The sequence below is a fragment of the Pseudomonas helvetica genome (assembly GCF_039908645.1).
GTDB lineage: Bacteria > Pseudomonadota > Gammaproteobacteria > Pseudomonadales > Pseudomonadaceae > Aquipseudomonas > Aquipseudomonas helvetica.
The window spans coordinates 1,887,946-1,914,617 of sequence record NZ_CP150917.1; the positions used below are offsets into that span (position 1 = coordinate 1,887,946).

At 59.4% G+C, this 26,672-nt stretch carries 27 protein-coding genes; all 27 read left to right on the forward strand.

The annotated features are described in order from the left end of the window. The first annotated feature begins 3 nt into the window (after positions 1 to 3). Positions 4 to 624: a pseudaminic acid biosynthesis-associated methylase gene (locus tag AABM55_RS08515; RefSeq protein WP_103315598.1), complete on the forward strand. Its 621-nt coding sequence runs from the start codon at positions 4 to 6 to the stop codon at positions 622 to 624. After that, positions 621 to 1,328 carry a pseudaminic acid cytidylyltransferase gene (gene pseF / locus AABM55_RS08520; RefSeq protein ID WP_347929323.1) on the forward strand — a complete coding sequence of 236 codons (708 nt, stop codon included), beginning with the start codon at positions 621 to 623 and terminating at the stop codon, positions 1,326 to 1,328. Before AABM55_RS08515 ends, pseF begins: the two co-directional genes overlap by 4 nt. After that, complete coding sequence (gene pseG, locus AABM55_RS08525) at positions 1,325 to 2,830, forward strand: UDP-2,4-diacetamido-2,4,6-trideoxy-beta-L-altropyranose hydrolase (protein ID WP_347929324.1); 1,506 nt, start codon at positions 1,325 to 1,327, stop codon at positions 2,828 to 2,830. The genes pseF and pseG overlap by 4 nt, the downstream gene beginning before the upstream one ends. Continuing rightward, positions 2,823 to 3,875, forward strand: a complete 1,053-nt coding sequence (gene pseI, locus AABM55_RS08530; protein WP_347929325.1) for a pseudaminic acid synthase — start codon at positions 2,823 to 2,825, stop codon at positions 3,873 to 3,875. The genes pseG and pseI overlap by 8 nt, the downstream gene beginning before the upstream one ends. A 226-nt stretch (positions 3,876 to 4,101) precedes the next feature. Further along, positions 4,102 to 5,028 (forward strand): ketoacyl-ACP synthase III, encoded by a 927-nt coding sequence (locus tag AABM55_RS08535; RefSeq protein ID WP_347929326.1) that lies wholly within the window; start codon positions 4,102 to 4,104, stop codon positions 5,026 to 5,028. A gap of 81 nt (positions 5,029 to 5,109) precedes the next feature. Continuing rightward, positions 5,110 to 6,402, forward strand: a complete 1,293-nt coding sequence (locus AABM55_RS08540) for a 6-hydroxymethylpterin diphosphokinase MptE-like protein (protein ID WP_347929328.1) — start codon at positions 5,110 to 5,112, stop codon at positions 6,400 to 6,402. Further along, a complete protein-coding gene (locus AABM55_RS08545; RefSeq protein ID WP_103315604.1) occupies positions 6,399 to 6,671 on the forward strand; it encodes a hypothetical protein in 273 nt (90 codons plus the stop codon). Before AABM55_RS08540 ends, AABM55_RS08545 begins: the two co-directional genes overlap by 4 nt. A 247-nt stretch (positions 6,672 to 6,918) precedes the next feature. Then, the gene (locus AABM55_RS08550) at positions 6,919 to 7,770 is read left to right on the forward strand and encodes a flagellin domain-containing protein (protein ID WP_103315605.1); all 852 of its coding nucleotides are present in this window, start codon (positions 6,919 to 6,921) and stop codon (positions 7,768 to 7,770) included. Positions 7,771 to 7,843: 73 nt separating this feature from the next. Next, complete coding sequence (locus AABM55_RS08555; RefSeq protein ID WP_347929329.1) at positions 7,844 to 8,206, forward strand: flagellar protein FlaG; 363 nt, start codon at positions 7,844 to 7,846, stop codon at positions 8,204 to 8,206. A gap of 83 nt (positions 8,207 to 8,289) precedes the next feature. Beyond that, the gene (gene fliD, locus AABM55_RS08560; RefSeq protein ID WP_347929330.1) at positions 8,290 to 9,738 is read left to right on the forward strand and encodes a flagellar filament capping protein FliD; all 1,449 of its coding nucleotides are present in this window, start codon (positions 8,290 to 8,292) and stop codon (positions 9,736 to 9,738) included. 129 nt (positions 9,739 to 9,867) lie between these two features. After that, positions 9,868 to 10,263 (forward strand): flagellar export chaperone FliS, encoded by a 396-nt coding sequence (fliS, locus tag AABM55_RS08565; RefSeq protein ID WP_347929331.1) that lies wholly within the window; start codon positions 9,868 to 9,870, stop codon positions 10,261 to 10,263. Positions 10,264 to 10,273: 10 nt separating this feature from the next. Then, positions 10,274 to 10,570: a flagellar protein FliT gene (locus AABM55_RS08570; protein ID WP_103315609.1), complete on the forward strand. Its 297-nt coding sequence runs from the start codon at positions 10,274 to 10,276 to the stop codon at positions 10,568 to 10,570. 170 nt (positions 10,571 to 10,740) lie between these two features. Next, positions 10,741 to 12,216 (forward strand): sigma-54 dependent transcriptional regulator, encoded by a 1,476-nt coding sequence (locus AABM55_RS08575; RefSeq protein ID WP_103315610.1) that lies wholly within the window; start codon positions 10,741 to 10,743, stop codon positions 12,214 to 12,216. Positions 12,217 to 12,344: 128 nt separating this feature from the next. Next, positions 12,345 to 13,544, forward strand: coding sequence for an ATP-binding protein (locus AABM55_RS08580; protein WP_347930007.1), 1,200 nt, complete (start codon positions 12,345 to 12,347; stop codon positions 13,542 to 13,544). Next, on the forward strand, positions 13,544 to 14,944 hold the full coding sequence (gene fleR / locus AABM55_RS08585; protein WP_347929332.1) for a sigma-54-dependent response regulator transcription factor FleR: 1,401 nt from the start codon (positions 13,544 to 13,546) through the stop codon (positions 14,942 to 14,944). The genes AABM55_RS08580 and fleR overlap by 1 nt, the downstream gene beginning before the upstream one ends. 306 nt (positions 14,945 to 15,250) lie before the next feature. Next, on the forward strand, positions 15,251 to 15,580 hold the full coding sequence (gene fliE / locus AABM55_RS08590; RefSeq protein ID WP_019692392.1) for a flagellar hook-basal body complex protein FliE: 330 nt from the start codon (positions 15,251 to 15,253) through the stop codon (positions 15,578 to 15,580). A 15-nt stretch (positions 15,581 to 15,595) separates the two neighbouring features. Further along, positions 15,596 to 17,383, forward strand: a complete 1,788-nt coding sequence (gene fliF / locus AABM55_RS08595; protein ID WP_054596284.1) for a flagellar basal-body MS-ring/collar protein FliF — start codon at positions 15,596 to 15,598, stop codon at positions 17,381 to 17,383. Beyond that, on the forward strand, positions 17,376 to 18,395 hold the full coding sequence (fliG, locus tag AABM55_RS08600; RefSeq protein WP_019692390.1) for a flagellar motor switch protein FliG: 1,020 nt from the start codon (positions 17,376 to 17,378) through the stop codon (positions 18,393 to 18,395). The genes fliF and fliG overlap by 8 nt, the downstream gene beginning before the upstream one ends. A gap of 4 nt (positions 18,396 to 18,399) precedes the next feature. After that, complete coding sequence (gene fliH / locus AABM55_RS08605) at positions 18,400 to 19,209, forward strand: flagellar assembly protein FliH (RefSeq protein WP_347929333.1); 810 nt, start codon at positions 18,400 to 18,402, stop codon at positions 19,207 to 19,209. Continuing rightward, positions 19,199 to 20,557 carry a flagellar protein export ATPase FliI gene (fliI, locus tag AABM55_RS08610; RefSeq protein ID WP_347929334.1) on the forward strand — a complete coding sequence of 453 codons (1,359 nt, stop codon included), beginning with the start codon at positions 19,199 to 19,201 and terminating at the stop codon, positions 20,555 to 20,557. Before fliH ends, fliI begins: the two co-directional genes overlap by 11 nt. Positions 20,558 to 20,563: 6 nt before the next feature. Beyond that, a complete protein-coding gene (fliJ, locus tag AABM55_RS08615; protein ID WP_054596287.1) occupies positions 20,564 to 21,013 on the forward strand; it encodes a flagellar export protein FliJ in 450 nt (149 codons plus the stop codon). 77 nt (positions 21,014 to 21,090) lie between these two features. Next, positions 21,091 to 21,399: an STAS domain-containing protein gene (locus AABM55_RS08620; RefSeq protein ID WP_103315616.1), complete on the forward strand. Its 309-nt coding sequence runs from the start codon at positions 21,091 to 21,093 to the stop codon at positions 21,397 to 21,399. A gap of 5 nt (positions 21,400 to 21,404) precedes the next feature. After that, the gene (locus tag AABM55_RS08625; protein WP_347929335.1) at positions 21,405 to 23,111 is read left to right on the forward strand and encodes a fused response regulator/phosphatase; all 1,707 of its coding nucleotides are present in this window, start codon (positions 21,405 to 21,407) and stop codon (positions 23,109 to 23,111) included. A gap of 30 nt (positions 23,112 to 23,141) precedes the next feature. Next, entirely contained in the window at positions 23,142 to 23,486 is a 345-nt protein-coding gene (locus AABM55_RS08630) for an Hpt domain-containing protein (RefSeq protein WP_054596289.1), read from the forward strand. Positions 23,487 to 23,591: 105 nt separating this feature from the next. Beyond that, the gene (locus AABM55_RS08635; RefSeq protein ID WP_347929336.1) at positions 23,592 to 24,989 is read left to right on the forward strand and encodes a flagellar hook-length control protein FliK; all 1,398 of its coding nucleotides are present in this window, start codon (positions 23,592 to 23,594) and stop codon (positions 24,987 to 24,989) included. A 200-nt stretch (positions 24,990 to 25,189) separates the two neighbouring features. After that, a complete protein-coding gene (gene fliL, locus AABM55_RS08640; RefSeq protein ID WP_054596291.1) occupies positions 25,190 to 25,690 on the forward strand; it encodes a flagellar basal body-associated protein FliL in 501 nt (166 codons plus the stop codon). 9 nt (positions 25,691 to 25,699) lie between these two features. Next, the gene (gene fliM, locus AABM55_RS08645; RefSeq protein WP_010456950.1) at positions 25,700 to 26,668 is read left to right on the forward strand and encodes a flagellar motor switch protein FliM; all 969 of its coding nucleotides are present in this window, start codon (positions 25,700 to 25,702) and stop codon (positions 26,666 to 26,668) included. Positions 26,669 to 26,672 lie beyond the last annotated feature (4 nt).

Consider the following 26,672-nt stretch of genomic DNA (forward strand, 5'->3'; position numbering starts at 1 on the left):
GTGATGCGCGAACTCAGTGAGCAGGAAAAATTCTGGCAAGGCGATTTCGGTAACCAGTACATCGACCGCAACGTCGGCCAGCCGTTGGTGGCGGCCAACCTGGCCTTGTTTGCCAAGGCTCTGACCCGGGCCGGGCGTATCGAAAGCCTGGTGGAGCTTGGCACCAATGCCGGCAATAACCTGCAGGCGCTGCGTCAGTTGTTGCCGCAGAGCGAGCTGTTTGGCGTGGAGATCAATGCCAGCGCGTGCGCCCAGGCGCAGGCGCTGGGGATTGCGCAGATCTGGCACGGTTCGTTGTTCGATTTTCCCCTCGAACGCACCTTCGACCTGACCCTGAGTAAAGGCGTGCTGATTCACCTGGCACCGCAGCTGCTGCCAGCGGCCTATGCGCAGCTGTATGAACTGAGTCGGCGCTACATCCTGATCGCCGAGTACTACAACCCGGCGCCGGTCGAGGTGTCGTATCGCGGTAACAGCGGCAAGCTGTTCAAGCGCGATTTTGCCGGTGAAATGCTTGATCGCTATGATGACTTGCAACTGCTGGATTACGGGTTTGGTTACCACCGCGACCCGCAATTTCCGGTGGATGATGTCACCTGGTTTCTTCTGGAAAAACGCCGTTGAGCAACGTCGCCATCATCCCGGCCCGCGGTGGCAGCAAACGCATACCGCGCAAGAACCTCAAGCCGTTCGACGGCGTGCCGATGATTGTCCGTTCGATCAAAACCGCTCTCGATTCGGGGTTGTTCGCCCAGGTACTGGTCAGCACTGACGATGATGAAATCGCCGACCTGGCCCGCGCCAGTGGTGCGCAGGTACCGTTTATGCGCCCGGCGGCGCTGGCTGATGACTTCACCGGCACCGCGGCGGTGATTGTCCATGCACTGGAAGAACTGCATCGACAGGGCAGTGACTTTGATTACGCCTGTTGCATTTACGCCACCGCGCCTCTGCTGCAAACGCGGTTTCTGCAACAGGGTTTGCAGCGGCTGGAACTGCACCCGGACAAGTCGTTCGCGTTCTCGGTGTGCGACTTCGGTTTTCCGGTGCAGCGTGCCCTGACCCTTGACGATCAGGGCGCCTTGAGCGCGTTGTACCCGGAATTTCGTAATACGCGCTCCCAGGATTTGCCGCCGGCCTATCAGGACGCCGGGCAGTTCTATTGGGGCCGCAGCAGTGCCTGGTTGCGCGGCGATGTGTTGTATTCAACCCGGAGTTTGCCGGTGATCCTGCCGCGCTATCTGGTGCAAGACATCGACACCCTCGAAGACTGGAAGCGCGCCGAGTACCTGTACGCTGCACTGAAGGCTGGCGGTGAATTGCAATGAGAGTGCTGATCCGTGCCGACGCCTCGCCGACCATTGGCAGCGGCCATATCGCCCGCTGCCTGACCCTGGCCAGAGCCTTGCGCCGGATGGGCGCGCACGTGGCGTTCGCCTGTCGACGGTTGCCTGGGCATCGGCTCGACAGTCTCGCCGCTGAAGGCTTTGAAACCTTTGCGCTGCCGGAGCGCTATCCCGACGAAGACCCGCTGCAAGCCATCGAGAGCCTGCTGCCGTGGCAGGCAGACATCGCCGCGCTGGGACAAGTGCTAGAGCAGCAGGCGGCTTTCGACTGGATCATTGCCGACCATTACGGCCTCGATCACCACTGGCAGACCGCCGCCCGCCGTTGGGCGCCACGGATCGGCGCAGTGGATGATCTGGCGACGCGCACCTATAGCGTCGATCTGTTGCTCAACCAGAATCTTTCCGGCACGCCAGAGGCCTATGCTTCGCTGCTTGCCCCCGGATGCCAGACATTGCTTGGCCCGCGCTTCGCCATGTTGCGCGATGAATTCTGCTGTCCGGCGATTGAAATCAAACCTCGGGCCAAACGCGTATTGGTGAACTTCGGGGGCTTCGATGCGGCGAAGCAGACTCACCATGCAATGCTCGCGTTGAGCGATTTCCCTGAGCTGCAAGTCGACTTCGTCGCCGGTGCCGACAACCCGGCGTGGGAGCAGATGCAGGTGCTGGCGGCCAGTCGCCCGAACTGGCGTTTGCAGCGTTTTGTCAGCGATTTTTACCGGCTGATGACCGAAGCCGACCTGTTTGTCGGTGCCGGTGGCGGCACCAGTTGGGAGCGGGCGGCCATGGGGCTGCCGACGATTTGCATTGCGGTGTCGAATAATCAGCAGGCCAATGGCGAGGTCATGGCGACTTCGGGCGCCCATGTGTTCCTGGGCGCGCGGGAGCAGGTCAGCGTCGAGCAACTGCGCCAGGCCATCGGTTTTGTCACAGGTAATCAGGGCCTGCGCCAGAGTCTGGCCGAACGCTCCCGGCAACTGGTCGATGGCCGTGGTGCGCAACGGGTCGCGGCGGCGCTGGTCGGTGCGGTGCTGCCGGTGCGCAAGGCAACGCAGAATGATGCGCGCCTGTTGTTCGATGGCCGTAATGCCGAGGCGGTACGGCGCTGGTCGCAGGACAACTGCAGCATCGACTGGCAAGCACACCAGGCCTGGCTGGCCGCGAGTTTGAGCAATGAGCAGTGCTTGCTGTTGATTGCCGAGGCCGGTGATGGCCCGGTTGGCGTGTTGCGCTACGACCTTGAAGGGGTGAGCGCCGAAGTCTCGATTTATTTGTTCGGAGGTCGTTTCGGCCTGGGCTGGGGCAGGGCGCTGCTGGCCCGTGGCGAAGCCTTCGTGACGGCCCATTGGCCGCAAGTACGCACCATCACCGCGCAGGTGTTGCCTGCCAACCGGTCGTCGCTGAGCCTGTTTCGCGAAGCCGGTTTTACCCAGAGCGCTTGTGTGTTCACGCGCGTATTGAAGGAACACAGACATGACTAACTTCAAGATTGGCGACCGGATGATCGGTGCCGATGCGCCGCCATTCATCATCGCCGAGATGAGCGGCAACCATAATCAGTCGCTGGACGTTGCGTTGCAGATCGTCGAGGCTGCGGCCAGGGCCGGCGCGCATGCCTTGAAATTACAAACCTACACCGCCGAGACCATGACTCTGGACCTGGATCAAGGTGAGTTTTTCATCAAGGACCCCAATAGCCTGTGGGTCGGCACTTCGTTGTATGCGCTGTATGAGAAGGCGCATACGCCGTGGGAATGGCACGCGCCGATCTTTGCCCGAGCCAAAGAGTTGGGCATGCTGGCGTTCTCGACGCCGTTCGATGACACCGCCGTGGATTTTCTCGAAAGTCTCGACGTGCCGGCCTACAAGATCGCCAGTTTCGAGAACACTGACCTGCCGTTGATTCGTCGAGTCGCCGCCACTGGCAAGCCACTGATCATTTCCACCGGCATGGCCAGCATTGCCGAGCTGGATGAAACCGTGCGTGCGGCACGTGCGGCCGGCTGCAAGGACCTGGTGCTGCTCAAATGCACCAGCACCTACCCGGCCACGCCGGCCAACAGCAATGTGCGAACCATCCCGCACCTGCGCGAGCTGTTTGGTTGCGAAGTGGGGCTGTCCGATCATTCGATGGGTGTCGGGGTCTCGGTGGCGGCGGTGGCCCTTGGGGCGACGGTGGTGGAAAAACACTTCACCCTGGACCGGGCTGCCGGAGGCGTCGACGCGAGTTTCTCGCTGGAGCCGGCCGAGCTGGCCAGCCTGGTGGTCGAGACCGAGCGCGCCTGGCAGGCCATGGGCCGGGTGCATTATGGCGTCACCGACGCCGAGCAAAAGTCGCTGGTGTACCGTCGTTCGCTGTACGTTGCCCAGGACATGGCCGCCGGTGAGGTGTTCACGTCACAGAACCTGCGAGCCATTCGCCCGGGGTTGGGACTGGCACCCAAACACGCTGAAAGCATTATCGGACGACGTGCACGCGGGCCTTTAAAGCGCGGCACAGCGCTGGCCTGGTCGCTGATCGAATGAGCGCTTGTGCGGCTGATTGCGCAAAATAGCGTGACCTGTGAGTCATAACGGGCATCTTCACTGTATTGTATTGATCGGAAAGATGGCGCCTGGCCGGTAATCGGCTCAGTGATAGCCCTTTAGGCTTTCCGTGGTTGCCCGTTGCGGGCAACGCAAAATCTATGTGTCGGCGCCCCTCGATTCGTGCGAACGGGGGTATTCAGCTGTTTATTATTGGGAAGCCGTAATGATTGGCATAAAGAGCATTGCGAGCTACGTACCTGTAGCCGGCGTGGACAATTACGCACAAGGTGCAAAATTCGAAAAGGATGAGGAATTCATCCTGGGCAAGATCGGTTCCGCTTTCCTGCCGCGTAAAGACGCCGGGCAGGAAACTTCGGACCTGTGTGTCGAAGCGGTCAACACGTTGTTTGCCAACAACCCGACGCTCAAGCGCGAATCGATTGACGTGCTGATCGTTGTTACCCAGAACGGCGACGAAGAAGGTCTGCCGCACACCGCTGCGATCGTTCAGGACAAACTTGGCCTGCCCACCACCGTTGCCGCTTTCGATATCTCCCTGGGCTGCTCCGGCTACGTGTACGGCATCTACGCGATCAAGGGCTTCATGGAAGCCGCAGGCCTGAAGAACGGCCTGTTGGTGACCGCCGACCCTTACTCGAAAATCGTCGACCCCGAAGACCGCAACACCACCATGCTGTTCGGTGATGCCGCCACCGCGACCTGGATGGGCGAAGATGCTCCGTGGCAGTTGGGCAAGGCCAAGTTCGGCACCGACGGTTCTGGTGCACCGCACCTGAAAGTCACTGACGGAGTGTTCTTCATGAACGGTCGTCAAGTGTTCAACTTTGCATTGCTGAAAGTCCCGGCGCATTTGCACGAGCTGCTCGACGAGTCCGGTCTGCACGCCGACGATATCGATGCATTCTGCATTCACCAAGGCAGTGCGGCGATTGTTGACGCCGTGGCGCGGCGTTTTGAAGGTGATCCGGAGAAATTCATCAAGGACATGGTCGAGACCGGTAATACCGTGTCTTCGAGCATTCCGTTGTTGCTGGAAAAACACGTACTTGACGCCAAATGGAAGCGCGTTGCACTGAGCGGTTTTGGTGTGGGGCTCTCGTGGGGCTCGGCGATTATTTATCGCCCATGAGCTAGATCCTGTGGCAAAAAAATAGCGTTCAAGGTGTAACCTTGAACGCTATTTTTTTGCCTGAATGAATATCGAGGCCGCATGAGCGACAGCGTTGAAGACAATTTCCAGGTGATAGAGCGTCGCTGGCCGGCGCTGCATGTACGGTTGATGACTGAAGACAGTGCGGCGGTTCAGGCTGAGCTGGTGGAAGGTTTGGGGTCGACCCTGAGCATTGCCGGTATCCAGCTCACCAGTCGCCATGACCGTACGCGTGAAGCGCGGTTGCAAGCGGCCAGTCTGCCGCCGGCAAGCGAGGTGGTGCATGTCTACGGTACAGGGCTGGGTGACTTGCAGTCAGTACTGCTTGAAAACGCCGAGCTTCAGCGTTTGTACGTGCATATCCTCAATGGCGCGATTTTCTCGTTGACGTTGCAGTTGCTCGATCAGCGGCAGTGGTTGAGTGATCCTCGGGTCGAGTTGATCTATGCCGGCGACTTGTCGGACATCCACCTGCCGTTTTTTGCATTACCGTCCGAGATGCTGCTGGCAGATGATTTCAATGCCAAGATTCGGGATCGGCTGATCAGCGAAGTGCACCTTACCTTCAATAACCGTGAGTTCGATCCGCAGTCTCCAGCGATCATTGAGCGGCTGGAGGAGAGTCGTGAGCTCGTCGGCAGCGATCGCGATGTGGCCGAGTTGTTCGCGACGTGTACCGGTCGGGAAGTCTATGTGATCGGCACAGGGCCAAGCCTTGAGCAGCATTTCGATCAGCTCCGGGCGATACGCGAGCGTGATCAGCGGCCGTTGTTCATCAGTGTCGATACGGCGTACCGCCCATTGCGCGAGCATGGCATCCGGCCGGATCTGGTGGTCAGTATCGACCGACGCATCAGCTTCAGGCACTTGCCGCCCGAGGACACCGGCAACATCCCTTTGGTGTACCTGCCAATGAGCGACCCGCAGGTATTGAAGGCCTGGCAGGGCACGCGTTATGTCGGGTATTCCGCCAGCCCGGTCTATGCCGCTATTCGCCAACAGATCAGCAAGGCTGAACTGTATGTCGGTGGCAGCGTGATCCATCCGGCAGTGGATCTGGCGGTGAAGATGGGCGCGGACCGGATTACCCTGTTCGGTGCCGATTTTGCGTTCCCGATGAACAAAACCCATGCCGGCTGGAACGATGGTGATCTGGGGCCGGGGGTGAACCAGGCCAAGCACTGGGTGCTTGATGGGCATGGGGTGCGGGTCAGGACGCAGTTGAACTTTCGCAGTTATCTGTGTGAACTGGAGCGCTACATCGCCGGGCATCCGCAGGTGCGCTTTTTTAACAGCAGCCGGGCAGGGGCGATGATCGTGGGAACGACGTTCAATCAGGAGTTCGTGCAATGAGCGAGCTTGCACAATGTGTCATCGATTGTCGGCAGTGTGCCGGGTTGTTTCGTCTCGGGCGCGACGTCGAGGCTGCGCTGACCATGGTCGATGTGTTCGATAAGGTGCAGGACCTGCTTTGTCAGGCCCCTGAAGATATCCAGTTGCAATGGGCGCAATTGCTCATGTCGATGCTGGCCTCCCAGGAAGCGCAGGACTGGCTGGGGTTGGCCGACACCATGGAGTATGAATTGATCGACTTGCTGGACGCGATTCACGCTCACCTCTGAACCGTTTTTGCCGGCCAGGCGATCTCCTCGCTCTTCTGTCGCCGGCATTTCCCTGACGTCATTTTTCTCTCGTGGGTCTCGTGCAGGCCTTTGTTTTCGCGGGGGTGGCAGTGTGATGGCATTTTTTTTCAAAAAAGCCCTCAAGCAACCTGCAATCGCGACGATAACTACTACGAAGGTTCTCTAGGCCACACCCGGCGGTTGCCAGGGCCGGAAGCCGCAGTACCCAACCAACGAGGAACTCACCATGTCTTTAGGCGTAAACACTAACGTCGCTTCTCTGTCTGTTCAGAAGAACCTGAACAATGCCGCTAACGCGCTGCAGACCTCCATGACTCGCCTGTCTTCCGGCCTGAAAATCAACAGCGCCAAAGACGACGCTGCTGGCCTGCAGATCGCTACTCGTATGAGCAGCCAGATCCGCGGTCAGACCGTAGCTATCAAAAACGCCAACGACGGCATCTCGATGGCTCAGACTGCTGAAGGCGCTCTGCAAGAGACCACCAACATTCTGCAACGTATGCGTGAACTGGCTCTCCAGGCACGTAACGGCACCAACGGCACTGCTGACCAGTCCGCGACCAACGCGGAATTCACTCAGATGTCCGACGAGCTGACCCGTATTTCCCAGGCCACCAACCTGAACGGCAAAAACCTGCTGGACGGTTCCGCCGGCAGCATGACCCTGCAAGTGGGCTCCAACACCGGTACTGCCAACCAGATCACTCTGACCCTGAGCACCAAGTTCGACGCCGTCAGCCTGTCGGTAGGTAGCGGTACTACTGTTCTGACCGGTGCTACCAGTGCTACTGCTGCTACCAACATCGACGGTGCAATCACCGCAATCGATGCTGCAATCGCCTCTGTTGGTGCTGTTCGTGCAAACCTGGGTGCTTCGCAAAACCGTCTGACCAGCACCATCTCCAACCTGCAGAACGTCAACGAAAACGCCACCGCTGCACTGGGTCGCGTACAAGACACCGACTTCGCAGCAGAAACTGCTCAGCTGACCAAGCAGCAAACCCTGCAGCAAGCTTCCACCTCGGTTCTGGCTCAAGCCAACCAACTGCCTTCCGCTGTACTGAAGCTGCTTCAGTAATTTCGGAATGAGTTTTGGCGAGGGAGTGTGCTGGTCGCGCTCTCTCGCCTTTTTACGTTAAGAGGTGATGGATATGGACATGAGCGTGAAGCTGAACTTGTCTTACCCGACTGCTCAGCCGGCAAGTACGACGGTCGATAAAACGGCTGCAGCACCTCGTAGCAGCAGTGACAGCGTTCAGGCTGTGGCTGGAAGTAAGGGCGCGGACGCGGACGCGCAGAAGTTGAAACTGGCCGTGCAAGAGATCGAGAAGTTCGTACAGTCGATCAAGCGTAACCTGGAGTTCTCTATCGATGAGGCTTCCGGCAGGGTGGTCGTGAAGGTGATTGCCACCGAATCAGGTGAAGTGGTGCGACAAATCCCTTCCGAAGAAGCGTTGAAGCTGGCGGACAGTTTGAATACGGCGAGCAACGTACTGTTCGACGCAAAAGCCTGACAACTGGCATGAATAGTGGTTGCACGTTCATTTGACGACTTGAGTGGTCAAAAGACTGGCGACAGACAGAAAGGGAGAAGCACATGGCAAGTCCAATTTTACCGGGTACAGGGCTGGGTTCCGGCCTGGATATCGGTTCGATCGTTACAGCTTTGGTCAACAGCGACAAGTCGGCCAAGCAGACCCAGATCACCACTCAAGGCACGCTCAACACCTCGAAAATTTCCGGTGTGGGTTCGCTCAAAAGTGCCTTGGCCGCTTATCAGGCTGCCATGGACAAGCTCAATAGCTCGACAAGTCCTGCGTTTGGCGGGTTTGCGGCTACCTCGTCGACGCCGGCGACCTTGACCGTGACTTCTGATAACACTGCGGTCAACGGTACTTACAGCATTAATGTGAAGAATCTGGCTACCGGTTCCAAAGTTGCCAGTGCTTCATTTGCAGGCGGTGCTAGCAGTGCCATTCCGAGTGGTACTTTGAATATCAGTCAAAATGGCACTGCCTACAACGTCACTATCCCGTCCGGTGCGACGCTGCAGTCCACTCGCGACGCGATCAACACCACGCTGACGGCTAAAGGCATCACGGCCAACATCGTCACCGACAGCAGTGGTTCGCGTCTGGTGCTCGGGTCGACTACTACCGGCAAGGGTTCGGACCTTACTGTCAGTGGTATTGCCGGTCTGGAAATCGACGGCACCAAGATGATGGGGACTATCCCTGATCCTTCGTCGACCACCGGGGGGACGCTGCCTGATCCCGCCAGTGCCGGTACTATCGGCGCGCTGGCCGCTGATGCGAGCCTGACGATTGATGGTCTGGCAGTCACCAGCAAAACCAATACCGTCAATCAGGCGGTGGGTGGCTTGAGCATGACGTTGGTTGCGCCGGGTACTTCGACGGTAACCGTGGCCACCAACACCACCGGTTTGCAGACGGCGGTGCAGTCGTTTGTCGACGCCTATAACACGCTGGTGAAAACGGTTACCTCGCTGACCCAGGCCTCGGCCGATGCCAATGGCAAGCTGACCGTCTCTGCTGCGCTGACCGGTGACTCGGTGCCTCGTTCAATAATTGCCGATATTCGCAATCAGTTGGTGACTCCTGGGCCGGGAGGGCAATTGGCGGTGCTATCGCAATTGGGCATCACGACCGATCAGAAACTCGGCACGCTGAACTTTGACTCCACCAAGTTCACCGCTGCGATGACTACCCAGGGCTTGAGTAGCCAGGTTCAAACACTCTTTACCGGTACCAACAGCACCAATGGCCTGCTGGCCCGGATGGGTGCGGCGATCAAGCCTTACTTGCAGACCAATGGCATTCTTGATCAGCGCACCGCCAGCCTGAACAAGCAGAAAAGCGATCTGGCCAATCAGCAGGTGGCGTTGGACTTGCGCGTTACCACGCTGACCGCGACGTTGACTGCCAAGTACAATGCCATGGACTTGTTGGTCGGGCAGATGAAGGCGACGTCGACCAGTATCACCTCGTTCTTCACCTCCTTGAACGCACAGAAGTCCGGCGGCTAATCTTGAGCCAGCGCCAAAAACCCGGCTGCGTTTTTAACGCGCCGGGTTTTTGCCTTTTGAATTTAAAGTTTTTTGACTCGTAGACGATACATTGGTTATACGAGCCCTTGAGTTGTGATGAGGTAGAGCATGAATCCGATGTTAGCCCTTCGGCAATATCAGAAAATTGGAGCACAGGCCCAAACCTCCGAAGCCAGTCCGCACCGATTGGTGCAGATGTTGATGGAAGGTGGGCTGGATCGTATTGCTCAGGCCAAAGGCGCCATGGAGCGCAAGGATATTCCGGGCAAAGGTGTATTCATCAGCAAGGCCATCGGCATCATCGGCGGCCTGCGTGAAGGTCTGGACCTTGAGAACAAGGCGGATGAAGTAGGCGAGCTGGATAATCTTTACGTCTACATGATGAAGCGTCTGGCGGAGGCTAATATCAACAGCGATCCGAAGATCCTCGACGAAGTCGCCAGTTTGCTGGGGACGATCAAGGAAGGCTGGGACGCCATCGCAGCGCCAGGTCCGCAGTTTTAAGGAGATCACCATGAGTCTTGTACTGCAGCGTATCGAACAAACCCGTGAAGCCCTGGTCGATGCACTGGCCGAGCGTAACTGGGAAGCTATCGGTCAACTTGACCTGGATTGCCGTTCCTGCATGGAAGACGTCTTGAGTGAGGCTTCGCTGGATGAGGTGGCGTTACGCGATAATCTCGAGGAGCTGCTGGGGGTTTATCGGCAGTTGCTGGAGGCTGCGACGGGAGAGCGTCAGGCAATATTCGATGAGATGTCGCAGATCCATCAAGCACAGAGCGCGGCAAAGGTTTACCATCTGTTCGGTTAATCCTCAGTTAATCCGATCGTAGTGCGTCATAAATTTGACTGTGTACGGTTTTTTGACTTAACTAGTGGCTGTTTGAAGATTTCAGGCGTCTATCAGGCTTAACGTGCCTGCAAGCGTCTAGCTTGCCCACTTATTTCGGGCATTGAGTTGACTAGGGAAGTTGCTATTGCATGTGGCGTGAAACCAAAATTCTGCTGATTGATGACGATAGCGTCCGCCGCCGCGACCTGGCGGTGATTTTAAATTTTCTTGGCGAAGAAAATTTACCCTGCGGTAGCCATGATTGGCAGCAGGCTGTCGGCTCTTTGTCATCAAGTCGTGAAGTTATTTGCGTCCTTATCGGGACGGTAAATGCTCCTGGCTCACTTCCGGGCCTGTTAAAGACACTGGCTACCTGGGATGAGTTCCTTCCGGTTTTGTTAATGGGCGATAATTCTTCCATTGACCTGCCGGAAGACCAGCGTCGCCGGGTGCTTTCCACACTGGAAATGCCGCCCAGCTACAGCAAGTTGCTCGACTCCCTGCACCGCGCCCAGGTTTATCGCGAGATGTACGACCAGGCCCGCGAGCGCGGTCGTCACCGTGAGCCCAATCTGTTTCGTAGCCTTGTCGGCACCAGCCGGGCAATTCAGCACGTTCGCCAGATGATGCAGCAAGTGGCCGACACCGATGCCAGCGTGCTGATCCTCGGTGAGTCCGGTACGGGCAAGGAAGTGGTCGCGCGCAACCTGCACTATCACTCCAAGCGACGCGACGCGCCGTTCGTTCCGGTCAACTGCGGTGCGATCCCGGCCGAGCTGCTGGAAAGCGAACTGTTCGGCCATGAGAAGGGCGCCTTTACCGGGGCCATCACCAGCCGTGCCGGGCGTTTTGAGCTGGCCAACGGCGGTACGCTGTTTCTCGACGAGATCGGCGACATGCCATTGCCGATGCAGGTCAAGCTGCTGCGAGTATTGCAGGAGCGCACCTTCGAGCGCGTGGGGAGCAACAAGACCCAGAGCGTCGACGTGCGAATCATTGCCGCGACCCACAAAAATCTCGAAAGCATGATCGAGGTCGGCAGCTTCCGTGAGGATCTGTACTACCGCCTCAATGTTTTCCCGATCGAGATGGCGCCGCTGCGTGAGCGTGTTGAAGATATTCCGTTGCTGATGAACGAGTTGATCTCGCGCATGGAGCACGAGAAGCGCGGTTCCATTCGCTTCAACTCGGCAGCGATCATGTCGCTGTGCCGTCATGGCTGGCCGGGCAACGTCCGTGAGCTGGCCAACCTGGTCGAGCGCATGGCGATCATGCACCCGTACGGCGTGATCGGTGTGGTCGAGTTGCCGAAGAAATTCCGTTATGTCGATGACGAAGACGAGCAACTGGTCGACAGCTTGCGCAGCGATCTTGAAGAGCGGGTAGCCATCAATGGCCATACCCCGGACTTCAGCGCTAACGCCATGCTGCCGCCAGAAGGGCTGGATCTCAAGGACTACCTCGGTGGTCTGGAGCAAGGCCTGATTCAGCAGGCGCTGGATGATGCCAACGGCATCGTGGCGCGTGCTGCCGAACGCCTGCGCATTCGTCGTACCACCCTGGTCGAGAAGATGCGCAAGTACGGCATGAGCCGTCGCGAAGGTGATGAACAGGCGGATGATTGACGCCTGTTTTTCAACTCACTGAATAATGGGCGGTTTTTTTTAGGCACGGGTATTGCTACGTCCCTCGCAACGTTCCGTTTAACTGACGGTCAGCCAAGCGAGAGAGCACGATGCCCCACGCCGCCCAAATGTCCCCTGTCTCCGAAGTCTCGGGGCAATCGTCCTCTGTAGAGCAGGCAAGTCGGCTTGGCCTTGAGCAGGCGTTCGCGCTGTTCAGTCAGATGTCGAGCCAACTGACCGATTCCTACAGCATGCTTGAAGCACGGGTCACCGAGCTCAAGGGCGAACTGGCAGTGGTCAGTGCTCAGCGCATGCAAGAGCTGGCCGAAAAAGAACGCCTGGCCAACCGGCTGCAAAACCTTCTCGACTTGTTGCCGGGTGGCGTCATCGTCATCGATGCCCAGGGGATGGTGCGCGAAGCCAATCCGGCGGCCTGCGAGCTGCTGGGTCTACCGCTTGAAGGAGAGTTGTGGCGTCATGTGATTGCCCGCTGCTTTGCTCCACGCGAAGACGATGGTCATGAAATTTCCCTGAAGGATGGTCGACGCCTGTCGATTTCCACGCGCTCGCTGGATGCCGAACCGGGCCAGTTGGTGCTGCTTAACGACCTGACCGAAACCCGGCACCTGCAGGACCAATTGGCTCGCCATGAGCGCTTGTCGTCCCTCGGCCGGATGGTCGCTTCACTGGCGCATCAGATTCGCACGCCGCTGTCCGCAGCATTGCTGTATGCCAGTCATTTGACTGAGCAAGAGTTGCCGGTCGCTACCCAGCAACGGTTTGCCGGACGTTTGAAAGAGCGCCTGCATGAGCTTGAGCATCAGGTGCGGGACATGCTGGTGTTCGCTCGCGGCGAACTGCCGTTGACTGATCGCCTGACACCCGGGGCGCTCCTGCAATCGCTGCAAGCGGCGGCATTGACGCATGTCCAGGATTATCCGGTGCGTTGGCAGTGCGACAGTCATGCCGGAGAGTTGCTGTGTAATCGCGACACGCTGGTCGGCGCGCTGCTGAACCTGATTGAAAATGCGATTCAGGCCAGTGCTGGCGATGTCCGTCTGAAGGTCCATCTCTACACCCGTGAAAACACCCTTCGGCTGTGCGTCAGCGATAACGGCGGCGGTATCGACCCCACTGTGCTGGCGCGCCTGGGTGAGCCGTTTTTTACGACTAAAACCACCGGTACCGGCCTTGGCCTGACCGTAGTCAAGGCGGTGGCCCGTGCTCATCAGGGAGAATTGCAACTGCGCTCGCGGCCGGGCCGCGGCACGTGTGCGGTGGTGGTCTTGCCGTTGTTCTCCAGCGCTCAAGGAGTGGAAAGAGACTGATGGCAATCAAGGTTTTACTGGTTGAAGATGACCGCTCGCTGCGCGAAGCATTGACGGATACGCTGCTGCTGGCCGGTCACGACTACACCGCAGTGGGCTCGGCCGAAGATGCGCTGCAAGCCGTGGCGAGCGAGTCATTCAATCTGGTGGTCAGTGACGTCAACATGCCGGGCATGGATGGTCATCAGTTGTTGGGGTTGTTGCGAATTCGTCAGCCGCAGTTGCCGGTCTTGCTGATGACCGCTCATGGTGCGGTCGAGCGCGCCGTCGATGCGATGCGTCAGGGGGCGGCGGACTATCTGGTCAAGCCGTTCGAGCCCAAGGCGTTGCTGGATCTGGTGGCGCGCCATGCCCTGGGTTGTCTCGGCGCCTCAGAGGGCGAAGGCCCGGTGGCGTTCGAACCGGCCAGTGCGCAGCTGCTTGAGCTGGCAGCCCGTGTGGCGCGCAGTGATTCGACGGTGTTGATCTCGGGTGAGTCGGGGACCGGCAAAGAAGTGTTGGCGCGATACATCCACCAGCACTCGCGTCGCGCCAATCAGCCGTTCATTGCAATCAATTGCGCGGCGATCCCGGACAACATGCTCGAGGCGACCTTGTTCGGCCATGAAAAAGGTTCGTTCACCGGCGCTATTGCGGCTCAGGCCGGCAAGTTCGAGCAGGCCGATGGCGGGACCATTCTGCTCGATGAAATTTCCGAAATGCCCCTGGGGCTTCAGGCCAAGCTGCTGCGCGTGTTGCAGGAGCGTGAAGTCGAGCGCGTGGGTGCACGCAAGCCGATTGCGCTGGATATCCGGGTGGTCGCAACCACGAACCGCGATCTGGCGGGCGAAGTGGCGGCGGGGCGCTTTCGCGAAGATCTTTACTATCGCCTGTCGGTGTTTCCGCTGGCCTGGCGTCCGTTGCGTGAGCGCACCGCCGATATCTTGCCGCTGGCCGAGCGTCTGCTGGCCAAGCACGTCAATAAAATGAAGCATGCCGCTGCCAGGCTGTCGCCGGAAGCTCAGGCTTGCCTGATCGGTTATCCGTGGCCGGGCAACGTACGTGAGCTGGACAATGCCATTCAGCGGGCGCTGATTTTGCAGCAGGGTGGTTTGATTCAGCCGCAGGACTTTTGCCTTGCGGGGCCGGTCGCTTGCGCGCCACTGCCAGCATTGACACCGGCTCCAATGTCGTCACGCATGCTCGAAGTCGAGGCACCGCAAGGCGATTCAGCGGGCGCGCTGGGCGATGACCTGCGGCGTCGCGAGTTTCAGATGATTATCGATACCTTGCGTTCCGAGCGCGGGCGGCGTAAGGAGGCGGCCGAGCGCTTGGGTATCAGCCCGCGGACCTTGCGCTACAAGCTTGCGCAAATGCGCGATGCGGGAATGGACGTCGAAGGTTATTTGTTTGCGACCTGACCCGTATCTGTAGCAGCTGCCGAGCTTGCGAGGCGGCGTTCGAGGCGGGCCGCGTTCGGACGAAGTCCTCGCAAATCCTGCATACGCGGTTTACCTGGAAGAACGTGCCGCCTGATTTTACGACCGCTCCGTCCGGATGCGGCCCAGACCGAACGCAGCCTCGCGGGCTCGGCAGCTGCTACAGGGGCGGTGATCGGTGTCGGACTTTTATGAAGTGTCGCCATGGAGCTGGCACCCTTGTTGCTAACACCACTCTATCCGCCGAGTGAGTGTCAAAAAATTGCGGGTCGTCAGAGAGAGTAGACCATGAGCCAAGGTATTGAATTTAATCGCTTGATGTTGGACATGCGGTCCATGCAAATGGACGCCATGGCTCAGCCGAAAGCGGCGGTCGCGGTGCCGGAAATGGGCGGTAGCAGCTTTTCCGACATGCTCGGTCAGGCCGTCAACAAGGTCAACGACACCCAACAGGCTTCGAACCAACTGGCCAATGCTTTCGAAATTGGCAAAAGTGGCGTCGACCTGACAGATGTAATGATTTCCTCGCAAAAGGCCAGCGTATCTTTCCAGGCGTTGACCCAAGTGCGTAACAAGCTGGTTCAGGCATACCAAGACATCATGCAGATGCCGGTTTAAGGACGAGATTGAGTCATGGCAGAAGCAGTCGCCGATAACGTTCCGGCCAAGGTCACGCCAGCAGACGGCAAACCGCCGTTGTTTGGTCTGTCCTTCCTGGAAAACCTCTCCGAGATGACCATGCTGCGTCAGGTAGGCCTGTTGGTTGGCCTGGCTGCGAGCGTGGCGATTGGTTTTGCCGTGGTGCTGTGGTCGCAGCAACCCGACTATCGGCCGCTGTACGGCAGCCTTGCCGGTATGGACGCCAAGCAGGTCATGGAAACCCTGGCCGCTGCCGACATTCCCTATACCGTTGAACCCAACTCCGGTGCCTTGCTGGTCAAGGCCGATGATGTGGCGCGCGCGCGACTCAAGCTCGCCGCTGCTGGTGTCACTCCCAGCGACGGCAACATCGGTTTTGAAATCCTCGACAAAGACCAGGGCCTGGGGACCAGTCAGTTCATGGAGGCGACCCGTTATCGTCGCGGCCTTGAGGGTGAACTGGCGCGGACCATTTCCAGCCTGAACAACGTCAAGGGCGCCCGAGTGCACCTGGCGATTCCGAAAAGCTCGGTATTCGTGCGTGATGAACGCAAGCCCAGCGCATCGGTGCTGGTCGAGCTTTACTCAGGCCGTTCGCTGGAACCGGGCCAGGTCATGGCCATCATCAACCTGGTGTCGACCGCCGTTCCTGAGTTGAGCAAGTCGCAGATCACCGTCGTCGACCAGAAGGGCACCTTGCTCTCCGATCAGGCGGAAAACTCCGAACTGACCATGGCCGGCAAGCAATTCGATTACAGCCGCCGCATGGAAAGCATGCTCACACAGCGTGTGCACAATATTCTGCAGCCAGTGCTGGGTAACGATCGCTACAAGGCTGAAGTCTCCGCCGACGTGGATTTCAGTGCAGTCGAGTCGACTTCGGAGCAGTTCAATCCGGATCAGCCGGCCCTGCGCAGCGAGCAATCGACGTCCGAGCAGCGCACCGCCAGCAACGGCCCGCAAGGCGTTCCCGGTGCGCTGAGCAACCAGCCGCCATCGCCGGCTTCAGCACCACAAACCACCGGTGGATCGAGCGCTTCCGCGGGCATGGTGCAGCCAGGTCAGCCGCTGCTGGATGCCAACGGCCAGCAAATCATGGACCCGGCAACCGGTCAGCCGATGCTGGCACCGTACCCGGCGGACAAGCGTCAACAATCCACCAAGAACTTCGAGCTCGACCGTTCCATCAGTCACACCAAGCAACAGCAGGGCCGTTTGAATCGCCTGTCGGTTGCGGTCGTTGTGGATGATCAGGTCAAGGTCAATGCGGCCAACGGTGAAACTACCCGCGCGCCGTGGAGCACCGATGAATTGGCACGCTTCACACGTCTGGTGCAGGACGCCGTCGGTTTTGATGCCAGCCGTGGTGACAGCGTCAGCGTGATCAACGTGCCGTTCTCGGCCGAGCGTGGCGAAGTCATCGCTGACATTCCGTTCTACTCGCAGCCCTGGTTCTGGGATGTGGTGAAACAGGTTCTCGGCGTGTTGTTCATCCTGGTGCTGGTGTTCGGCGTGCTGCGTCCAGTGCTCAACAACATTACCGGCGGCGGTAAAGGCAAGCAATTGGCAGGTCTTGGCAGCGATGTCGAGCTCGGTGGCATGGGCGGCCTGGACGGCGAACTGGCCAACGACCGCGTCAGCCTAGGTGGTCCGCAAAGTATTCTGCTGCCTAGCCCGAGCGAAGGCTATGACGCACAGTTGAACGCAATCAAGAGCCTGGTGGCCGAAGATCCGGGTCGTGTGGCTCAGGTCGTGAAAGAGTGGATTAACGCAGATGAGTGATAACCGAGCCGCTATCGCCAAACTCAGCCGGGTCGACAAAGCCGCGATTCTGCTGCTGTCCCTGGGTTCAACCGATGCTGCGCAAGTGCTGCGCCACATGGGGCCCAAAGAGGTCCAGCGTGTGGGTGTGGCCATGGCGCAAATGGGTAACGTGCACCGCGAGCAGGTCGAGCAGGTGATGAGCGAGTTCGTCGACATCGTCGGCGATCAGACCAGCCTCGGCGTCGGCTCAGATGACTATGTGCGCAAGATGCTCACCCAGGCGCTGGGCGAAGACAAGGCCAACGGCCTTATCGACCGTATCCTGCTGGGTGGCAACACCAGCGGCCTGGACAGCCTGAAGTGGATGGAACCGCGTGCCGTGGCGGACGTGATCCGTTACGAGCACCCGCAGATCCAGGCCATCGTCGTGGCGTATCTCGATCCGGATCAGGCCGGCGAAGTACTCGGTAACTTCGACCATAAAGTACGCCTCGATATTATTTTGCGCGTGTCTTCGCTGAACACCGTACAGCCTGCCGCGCTGAAAGAACTCAACCAGATTCTCGAGAAGCAATTCTCCGGCAACTCCAACGCCGCGCGCACCACCCTGGGTGGTATCAAGCGTGCAGCCGACATCATGAACTTCCTCGACAGCTCGATCGAAGGCCAGCTGATGGACTCGATCCGCGAAGTCGACGAAGACCTGTCCGGTCAGATCGAAGACCTCATGTTCGTGTTCAATAACCTGTCCGACGTCGACGACCGCGGAATTCAGGCGTTGCTGCGCGAAGTCTCCTCGGATGTGCTGGTGCTGGCCCTCAAGGGCTCGGACGAAGGCGTCAAGGAAAAGATCTTCAAGAACATGTCCAAGCGGGCGGCCGAATTGCTCCGCGACGACCTGGAGGCCAAGGGCCCGGTACGCGTCAGCGACGTCGAAACCGCACAGAAAGAAATCCTCACCATTGCCCGCCGTATGGCCGAAGCCGGAGAAATCGTTCTCGGCGGCAAGGGCGGCGAGGAAATGATTTAACGCCATGGCATCCAAGAGTGATGAGTCGCCCACCGACCTGATTCGTGCGCGTGATGTTCGCGGTTTTGATACCTGGTCGTTGCCCAGCTTCGACCCGCACGTCCCGGAGCCTGAACCCGAGCCTGAGCCCGAGCCGCCGGAGATGGAAGAAGTGCCGCTGGAGGAAGTCCAGCCACTGACCCTCGAAGAGCTCGAAAGCATTCGTCAGGAAGCCTACAACGAAGGCTTCGCTACCGGTGAGCGAGAAGGTTTTCACAGCACCACGCTCAAGGTTCGTCAGGAAGCTGACGTGGCCCTGAGCGCAAAGCTCGCCAGCCTTGAATTGCTGATGGGCAATCTGTTCGAACCAATTGCCGAGCAAGATACGCAGATCGAGAAATCTCTGGTCGGGCTGGTCCAGCACGTTGCCAGGCAGGTGATTCAGCGCGAGCTGGCCATCGACTCGACGCAAATCGAACACGTCATGCGCGAAGCCCTGAAATTGCTGCCGCTAGGCGTCGGGAATGTGCGTCTGTACATCAACCCGCAGGACTTCGAGCAGGTCAAGGCATTGCGTGAGCGCCATGAGGAGACCTGGCGCATCGTCGAAGACGAAGCCATGTTGCCGGGCGGATGCCGGGTCGAGACCGAGCACAGCCGTATCGACGCGACCGTAGAAACCCGTATCACGCAGATCATGGCCAAGCTGTTCGATCAATTGCACGATCAGGCGCTGCATCCGGCCGAGGCGGATTTGACGCTGGAGCTACCCGTCAGCGAAAAGCCGTCTGCCGCAGCACTTGAGCCAGAGCCGGAAATCGCTGATGCGCCTTGATCGCACCAGCTTCGGCAAGCGCCTGAGCACTTATGCACAGGCCACCGAGTTGCCCGGCCAACCGATCCTCGAAGGACGCTTGCTGCGCATGGTCGGCCTGACGCTTGAAGCCGAGGGCCTGCGCGCCGCCATGGGCAGCCGTTGCATGGTGATCAACGACGACAGTTATCACCCGGTACAGGTCGAAGCCGAAGTCATGGGTTTCTCTGGCAACAAGGTGTTTCTGATGCCGGTCGGCAGTGTCGCCGGCATCGCCCCGGGCGCCAGGGTGGTGCCCTTGGCCGATGCCGGGCGCTTGCCGATGGGCATGAGCATGCTCGGGCGGGTACTGGATGGCGCCGGCCGTGCGCTGGACGGCAAGGGCGGAATGAAAGCCGAAGACTGGGTGCCGATGGATGGTCCCACCATCAACCCGCTCAAGCGCGACCCCATCAGCCAGCCGCTGGACGTGGGTATTCGCTCCATCAACGGATTATTGACGGTCGGTCGCGGTCAGCGCCTCGGCCTCTTCGCCGGCACCGGCGTCGGCAAGAGTGTGTTGCTGGGCATGATGACCCGCTTCACCGAAGCCGACATCATCGTGGTCGGGCTGATCGGCGAGCGGGGTCGCGAGGTCAAGGAATTCATCGAGCACATCCTCGGTGAGGAGGGGCTCAAGCGTTCCGTGGTGGTGGCGTCGCCTGCGGACGATGCGCCGCTGATGCGTCTGCGCGCCGCGATGTACTGCACGCGAATCGCCGAGTATTTCCGCGACAAGGGCAAGAACGTCCTGTTGCTGATGGATTCGCTGACCCGTTTTGCTCAGGCGCAACGGGAAATCGCCCTGGCCATCGGTGAGCCACCGGCGACCAAGGGTTATCCGCCATCGGTATTCGCCAAACTGCCGAAACTGGTGGAGCGTGCCGGTAATGCCGAGGCGGGCGGCGGTTCGATCACCGCATTTTATACGGTGTTGTCCGAAGGTGACGACCAGCAGGATCCGATCGCCGATGCCGCTCGAGGCGTACTCGACGGGCACATCGTCCTGTCGCGTCGCTTGGCGGAAGAGGGGCATTACCCGGCGATCGACATTGAAGCGTCCATCAGTCGGGTCATGCCATCGGTGGTCAGCCCAGACCACATGACCCGTGCGCAGTACTTCAAGCAGCTCTGGTCGCGTTATCAGCAAAGCCGCGACCTGATCAGCGTCGGCGCCTATGTAGCGGGCGGCGACCGGGAAACCGATCTGGCGATCTCGTTGCAGCCGCAGTTGGCCAAGTACTTGCGTCAGGGCCTGAACGACAGCATCAACCTGGGCGAGAGCGAGGCATACCTTGCCTCGATCTTTGCCCCGGCGGCTGGCGGCTAACACCTCATGGCCCAGAGCCGGTCGGCGCGCCTGGCGCCCGTGGTCGATATGGCTGAAAAGGCTGAAAAGACCGCTGCCCAGCGCCTGGGGCACTTTCAGGGCCAGGTGCGATTGGCCGAAAGCAAGCTCGCCGACCTCGAAAGCTTCCGCCTCGAGTACCAGGAACAATGGATCGTACGCGGCAGCAGTGGCGTCTCGGGGCAATGGTTGCTGGGGTATCAGGGCTTTCTCGCGCAACTCGGCACCGCGATCGATCAGCAGCGCCAAAGCCTGGCCTGGCACCAGAACAACCTGAACAAGGCACGTGACACCTGGCAGCAGGCGTTTGCCCGGGTTGAAGGGCTGCGCAAGCTGGTGCAGCGTTACATTGATGAGGCTCGCCAACTCGAAGACCGGCGTGAGCAGAAACTGCTCGATGAGCTTTCCCAGCGTTTGCCGCGCCACGACCCGTATTGAGCGATCTTTTGACCTTGCTCATGCTCCCGGCAAGTGCTAAACCTTCTACACGTTGCCAATGACAGGGAAGCCGCAGCATGTCAGTCGTTACAGAAGTATCGCCGGATGGGCAAAAACTCACGATTTCGGTCAAGGGGCGGTTCGATTTCGCCAAGCATCAGGAGTTTCGCGAGTCCTACGAGCGCCCCGACGGGCAAATGCCAAACTCGGTGGTGGTCGACTTGAAGGACGCGACCTACCTCGACAGCTCGGCGTTGGGTATGTTGCTGCTGTTGCGTGATCACGCCGGCGGAGATAATTCCGATATTCGCGTGGTCAACAGCAGTTCCGATGTGAAGAAAATCCTCGCCATCTCCAACTTCGACAAGCTGTTCGACATCAGTTGACCGTCATGTCGACGCTGCCCGAGCCGCTGACCGTGCTGATCGCAGAAGACAGCGCGGCCGATCGCTTGTTGCTGTCGAGTATCGTCCGTCGTCAGGGGCATGAGGTGTTGGCTGCGGCCAACGGCGCCGAGGCGGTTGAGCTGTACCAGCAGCAGCGTCCGCAACTGGTGTTGATGGACGCGATGATGCCGGTGATGGACGGTTTCGAAGCGGCGCGACAGATCAAGCTGCTGGCTGGCGAAACGCTGGTGCCGATCATCTTCCTGACCTCGCTGACGGAAAGCGAAGCCTTGGCGCGTTGCCTGGAGGCGGGTGGCGACGACTTTCTGGCAAAACCTTATAACCAGGTGATCCTCAGCGCCAAGATCAAGGCGATGGATCGTTTGCGGCGCCTGCAGGCGACGGTCCTGGAGCAGCGCGATCTGATCGCCAGGCACCATGAGTACCTGCTCAATGAGCAGCGGGTGGCCAAGGCGGTATTCGACAAGGTCGCTCACTCCGGCTGCCTGAGCGCTCCCAATATCCGTTATTCACAATCCCCTTATGCACTATTCAACGGCGATCTGTTGCTGGCGGCATATACGCCTGCCGGTGACATGCATGTGCTGTTGGGGGATTTCACCGGTCATGGCCTGCCGGCAGCAGTCGGCGCCATGCCGCTGGCGGAAGTGTTCTACGGTATGACCGCCAAGGGTTACGGCCTGTCGGAAATGCTGTGCGAGATGAACGCCAAGCTCAAGCGTATCCTGCCGGTGGATATGTTCTGTTGCGCGACCCTGTTGTGCCTGAGTTTTCAGCGTCGTTCGGTGGAGGTCTGGAACGGCGGTATGCCGGATGGTTATCTGCATGATATCGCCAACGACAAGCGCACCGTATTGCCGGCGCGGCATCTGCCGCTGGGCGTGTTGAGTGCGCAAGCCTTTGATGATCACACCGAGGTGTTGCCGATGGCCCTCGGCGACCGGGTATTCCTGTTGTCGGACGGCGTGATCGATACCTGTGATGCCAACGACCAGTTATTTGGTGTCGAGCGGTTGCAGCAGGTGTTTGCCGACAATCGCCAGCCAGACCGATTGTTCGAGGAGATCGAACAGGCGCTGCGGGATTTCCGTGGCGAGGCGCGTGACGATGTCAGCATGCTCGAGGTTCGCCTGCTCGAAGCCTCGCAACTCACGCCGCCGGCCATGGTGTATTCCGACAGCAGTGTGTCTTGCCCGCTGGATTGGTCGGTGAGTTTTGAGTTTCGTGCAGACTCGCTCAGGCGCTTCAATCCGTTGCCTTATATGATGCAATTGTTGCTTGAGGTGCATGGGTTGCGGGCGCAAAGCGGGGCGCTTTACAGTGTGCTGGCCGAGCTCTATTCCAATGCACTGGAGCATGGTGTACTGGGCCTGGATTCGAGTATCAAGCGCGATGCCTCCGGGTTTGCGCGGTATTACGAGCAGCGCAATGCGCGTCTGGAGGCGCTTGAGGATGGCTACCTGCGGGTGCATATGCAGCTGTCGCCGCAAGGTGCGGGAGGCTGTCTGGTGGTGGAAGTCGAAGACAGTGGTGCAGGGTTCGACGTAGAGCGGGTCATGACTCGACCTGTCGACAGCGGCCGCTTGTCGGGTCGCGGTGTGAGTCTGATTCGTCAGTTGAGTCACAGCGCCAGTTGGTCGGACAATGGCCGACGTGCCCGCGTGGAGTTTTCCTGGGAGGCTCAGGCATAATCCGCGCATTCTTGATCAAGGAGCGAACAAGTGACTGACATTCATCTGGATCACGACGTACTGAGTGCGCTGCAAGAAGTCATGGAGGATGAGTACCCGATACTTCTGGATACTTTCCTTCAGGACTCCGAAACACGTTTGACCCAACTTCGCGAAACTCAGGACCCCGACCAGTTGCTCAGTGCCGCCCACAGCTTCAAGGGCAGCAGCAGCAACATGGGGGCTACGCGCCTGGCTGAACTGTGCAATGAGCTGGAGCAGCGAGCGAAACAAAAAAGCCTTGCGGGAATTGAAGAGCTGGTCGGCGAAATCGACGGCGAATTTGCCATCGTCCGACGCTTGTACAGTGAAGAGCGCCAGCGTTTTCATTGTTGAAAGCACCCACGTTGCAGGTTTTTCCAGCACCTGAGCAAACCTGGCTCGACCCTTGCAGCTTTGTTTCTCAACTGTACCTACGATCCCAGTGCAGCGGAGACCGTTATGCCCCTCGCCCCGAATTCGCTTCTTCAGGCCGCCTCGCAGGCCAAGACTCAGTCCGTGTCTGCCAGCGTGCCTGTCAATGCGCCGGCAGCGCCTGCGGAGCCCCGGGATAAGGCCGCCAGCTTTTCTCAGGTCTACGCCAAACAGGCGCAAGCTACCCCGGCGTCCAGTGCTGACGGGGCCGGTAAAAACGTGCGCGACAAAGTGGCGGACAGCACCGGCAAAAAAGTGGCGCCTGACAACAAGTCTGCCGCGCCAGAGGCGAAAGTTGCCGATAGCGGCAAATCCTTGCCCGCCGACAAACCGGCGGATACCAGCGACAAGGCTGCTAGCGACACAAGCGGTGCCAGCGATTCTGCAGTGGCCAAGGATGCTCCGGTGGCTGATAGCGCTCCGCTTGACCCAACTCTCGATCCGGCATTGGCGCAGGCGGTGCAACCGGCTCAAGCGCCAGCGCCGGTACCCGATCCACAAACTCCGCCAGTGGTCGCTCAGGTTCAGACCCAGCCTCAGGTCGATCCGGCTCTTGCGGCGACAGTGACGCCTGCACCGGCCCAGCCTGTGGCTGCGACTGATCCTTCGTTCGATCCTACAGCCGATCCTTTGGACGCGATGCCGGCCGTGCGCCTGGCACTTGAGCAAAGTGGTCACGTGTCGGCCTCCAGCCAGTCCCCGACCAAAGCGACGCCGGATCAGGCCGATAGCGAGCCCACCGCGGCGCAGAACTTTGCCAATGGCATGGCGAGCATGCTTGACGTGCAAGCCAGCAAGGACAGCACCAGCCAGGGGGGCGAAAAGTCCTTCAGCGGTTTGATCGACGACGGGCTCAAGGACCTGAAATCGGCGACCAGTGACACGCGCGTTGACGATTTTGCCAATCGCCTGGCGGCGCTGACCCAGGCCGCCACGCCCAAGACCGCGAATGCGTTGCCGGTGAATCAGCCGATCGCCATGCATCAGAGCGGTTGGACCGAGGAAGTGGTCAATCGGGTCATGTATTTGTCGAGTGCCAACCTCAAGGCGGCTGATATTCAGCTTCAGCCAGCGGAATTGGGTCGCCTGGATATTCGGGTGAACATGGTTCCCGACCAGCAGACTCAAGTGACCTTCATGAGTGCTCACGTTGGGGTGCGTGAGGCGCTGGACAGCCAGATGCATCGTCTGCGCGACATGTTTGCCCAGCAAGGCATGGGGCAAGTCGATGTCAACGTGTCCGACCAGTCCCGCGGCTGGCAAGGGCAAGGGCAGCAGCAGGCCCAGCAAGGCCAGGGCGCAGGCGCGACTGCCAGCGGAGGTCGTCTGGGCTCGGCGGATGAAGAGCTGCCGGCAAGCGTGGCTGAAGCGGCCGCCAGCACGACCAGCGTCATCGGCTCCAGCGCAGTCGATTACTACGCCTGACGAGTTGCAGCAACCCGAACAGATCGCAGCCTTCGGCAGCTCCTACGCCCCGCCTTTGTAGGAGCTGCCGAAGGCTGCGATCTTTTGATATCGGCATTAGCCGACCGCTACACCATTCCCCCTCCTGACACTTCTGGCATAACACTTGCTCTTGCCTTGCCGTGCACCTGTGAAAACTCGAATAGTGACGGATTATTGGCATGGCGAAGAGCGAAGCAGCAGTGAAAGACCCTGCCGGGAAAGGCAAACTCAAGCTTATTCTCGTGATTGTGCTGGCCGTGCTGCTGGCGATCGGTCTGTCCGTGGGGGCGACCTGGTACTTCATGCACAGCGCTCAGAGCAAGCCTGCGCCTGCAGCCGAAACCGCCAGTAATGCCAAGCCTGCGGCGATTTACGAACCCATGGCTCCGGCCTTCGTGGCCAACTACAACCAGAATGGCCGTCAGCGCTACATGCAGGTGAGCATTACCCTGCAGGCGCGTAACCAGGCCGATCTGGATGCGCTGAAAGTGCATATGCCGGTGATTCGCAACAACCTGGTCATGCTGTTTTCCGCGCAGAGTTTCGACACCCTGGCGACTCCGGTCGGTCAGGAAATGCTGCGCCAGAAAGCCACTGCCAGTGTGCAGGAAGTCGCGCAGAAAGAAGTCGGCAAAGTCGTTATCGACCAGTTGCTGTTTACCAATTTCGTACTGCAGTAGGAACACGACATGGCCGTGCAGGACCTGCTGTCCCAGGATGAGATCGATGCGCTGTTGCATGGTGTCGACGATGGTCTGGTACAGACCGACAACGCTGCTGAACCCGGAAGCGTTAAAAGCTATGACCTGACCAGTCAGGATCGCATCGTCCGTGGACGCATGCCGACCCTGGAAATGATCAACGAGCGGTTTGCCCGTTACACGCGCATCAGCATGTTCAACATGCTGCGGCGTTCGGCGGACGTCGCTGTCGGTGGCGTGCAGGTGATGAAGTTCGGCGAATACGTGCACTCGCTGTACGTACCGACCAGCCTCAACCTGGTCAAGATCAAGCCGTTGCGCGGTACCGCGTTGTTCATCCTCGACGCCAAGCTGGTGTTCAAGCTGGTAGACAACTTCTTCGGCGGTGACGGTCGTCACGCCAAGATCGAAGGCCGTGAATTCACCCCAACCGAATTGCGCGTCGTGCGCATGGTGCTGGAGCAGGCCTTCGTTGATTTGAAAGAAGCCTGGCAAGCGATCATGGAAGTCAATTTCGAGTACATCAACTCGGAAGTGAACCCGGCCATGGCCAACATCGTCGGGCCGAGCGAAGCGGTGGTGGTCTCGACCTTCCACATCGAACTCGACGGCGGCGGTGGTGACCTGCACGTGACCATGCCGTACTCGATGATCGAGCCGGTCCGCGAAATGCTCGATGCCGGCTTCCAGTCGGACCTCGACGATCAGGACGAGCGTTGGGTCAACGCCCTGCGTCAGGACGTGCTGGATGTCGACGTGCCGATCGGTGCCACGGTTGCCCGTCGCCAGTTGCGCCTGCGGGACATCCTGCACATGCAGCCTGGGGATGTGATCCCGGTCGAGATGCCGGAAGAGATGATCATGCGCGCCAACGGCGTGCCGGCCTTCAAGGTCAAGATGGGCTCCCACAAGGGCAACCTGGCGTTGCAAGTGATCGAGCCGATCGAGCGACGCTGATCTG

What these genes read in the sequence shown, in the direction of transcription:
- fliH (WP_347929333.1), top strand. Translation starts at nt 18,400, where the DNA reads ATGGCATCCAAGAGTGATGAGTCGCCCACCGACCTGATTCGTGCGCGT.
- AABM55_RS08555 (WP_347929329.1), top strand. Translation starts at nt 7,844, where the DNA reads ATGGACATGAGCGTGAAGCTGAACTTGTCTTACCCGACTGCTCAGCCG.
- AABM55_RS08540 (WP_347929328.1), top strand. Translation starts at nt 5,110, where the DNA reads ATGAGCGACAGCGTTGAAGACAATTTCCAGGTGATAGAGCGTCGCTGG.
- AABM55_RS08570 (WP_103315609.1), top strand. Translation starts at nt 10,274, where the DNA reads ATGAGTCTTGTACTGCAGCGTATCGAACAAACCCGTGAAGCCCTGGTC.
- fliJ (WP_054596287.1), top strand. Translation starts at nt 20,564, where the DNA reads ATGGCCCAGAGCCGGTCGGCGCGCCTGGCGCCCGTGGTCGATATGGCT.
- AABM55_RS08575 (WP_103315610.1), top strand. Translation starts at nt 10,741, where the DNA reads ATGTGGCGTGAAACCAAAATTCTGCTGATTGATGACGATAGCGTCCGC.
- fliL (WP_054596291.1), top strand. Translation starts at nt 25,190, where the DNA reads ATGGCGAAGAGCGAAGCAGCAGTGAAAGACCCTGCCGGGAAAGGCAAA.
- pseG (WP_347929324.1), top strand. Translation starts at nt 1,325, where the DNA reads ATGAGAGTGCTGATCCGTGCCGACGCCTCGCCGACCATTGGCAGCGGC.
- fliS (WP_347929331.1), top strand. Translation starts at nt 9,868, where the DNA reads ATGAATCCGATGTTAGCCCTTCGGCAATATCAGAAAATTGGAGCACAG.
- AABM55_RS08550 (WP_103315605.1), top strand. Translation starts at nt 6,919, where the DNA reads ATGTCTTTAGGCGTAAACACTAACGTCGCTTCTCTGTCTGTTCAGAAG.
- fliF (WP_054596284.1), top strand. Translation starts at nt 15,596, where the DNA reads ATGGCAGAAGCAGTCGCCGATAACGTTCCGGCCAAGGTCACGCCAGCA.
- AABM55_RS08535 (WP_347929326.1), top strand. Translation starts at nt 4,102, where the DNA reads ATGATTGGCATAAAGAGCATTGCGAGCTACGTACCTGTAGCCGGCGTG.
- fliG (WP_019692390.1), top strand. Translation starts at nt 17,376, where the DNA reads ATGAGTGATAACCGAGCCGCTATCGCCAAACTCAGCCGGGTCGACAAA.
- fliI (WP_347929334.1), top strand. Translation starts at nt 19,199, where the DNA reads ATGCGCCTTGATCGCACCAGCTTCGGCAAGCGCCTGAGCACTTATGCA.
- fliM (WP_010456950.1), top strand. Translation starts at nt 25,700, where the DNA reads ATGGCCGTGCAGGACCTGCTGTCCCAGGATGAGATCGATGCGCTGTTG.
- AABM55_RS08545 (WP_103315604.1), top strand. Translation starts at nt 6,399, where the DNA reads ATGAGCGAGCTTGCACAATGTGTCATCGATTGTCGGCAGTGTGCCGGG.
- AABM55_RS08580 (WP_347930007.1), top strand. Translation starts at nt 12,345, where the DNA reads ATGTCCCCTGTCTCCGAAGTCTCGGGGCAATCGTCCTCTGTAGAGCAG.
- fleR (WP_347929332.1), top strand. Translation starts at nt 13,544, where the DNA reads ATGGCAATCAAGGTTTTACTGGTTGAAGATGACCGCTCGCTGCGCGAA.
- AABM55_RS08515 (WP_103315598.1), top strand. Translation starts at nt 4, where the DNA reads ATGCGCGAACTCAGTGAGCAGGAAAAATTCTGGCAAGGCGATTTCGGT.
- AABM55_RS08620 (WP_103315616.1), top strand. Translation starts at nt 21,091, where the DNA reads ATGTCAGTCGTTACAGAAGTATCGCCGGATGGGCAAAAACTCACGATT.
- AABM55_RS08625 (WP_347929335.1), top strand. Translation starts at nt 21,405, where the DNA reads ATGTCGACGCTGCCCGAGCCGCTGACCGTGCTGATCGCAGAAGACAGC.
- AABM55_RS08635 (WP_347929336.1), top strand. Translation starts at nt 23,592, where the DNA reads ATGCCCCTCGCCCCGAATTCGCTTCTTCAGGCCGCCTCGCAGGCCAAG.
- fliD (WP_347929330.1), top strand. Translation starts at nt 8,290, where the DNA reads ATGGCAAGTCCAATTTTACCGGGTACAGGGCTGGGTTCCGGCCTGGAT.
- fliE (WP_019692392.1), top strand. Translation starts at nt 15,251, where the DNA reads ATGAGCCAAGGTATTGAATTTAATCGCTTGATGTTGGACATGCGGTCC.
- pseI (WP_347929325.1), top strand. Translation starts at nt 2,823, where the DNA reads ATGACTAACTTCAAGATTGGCGACCGGATGATCGGTGCCGATGCGCCG.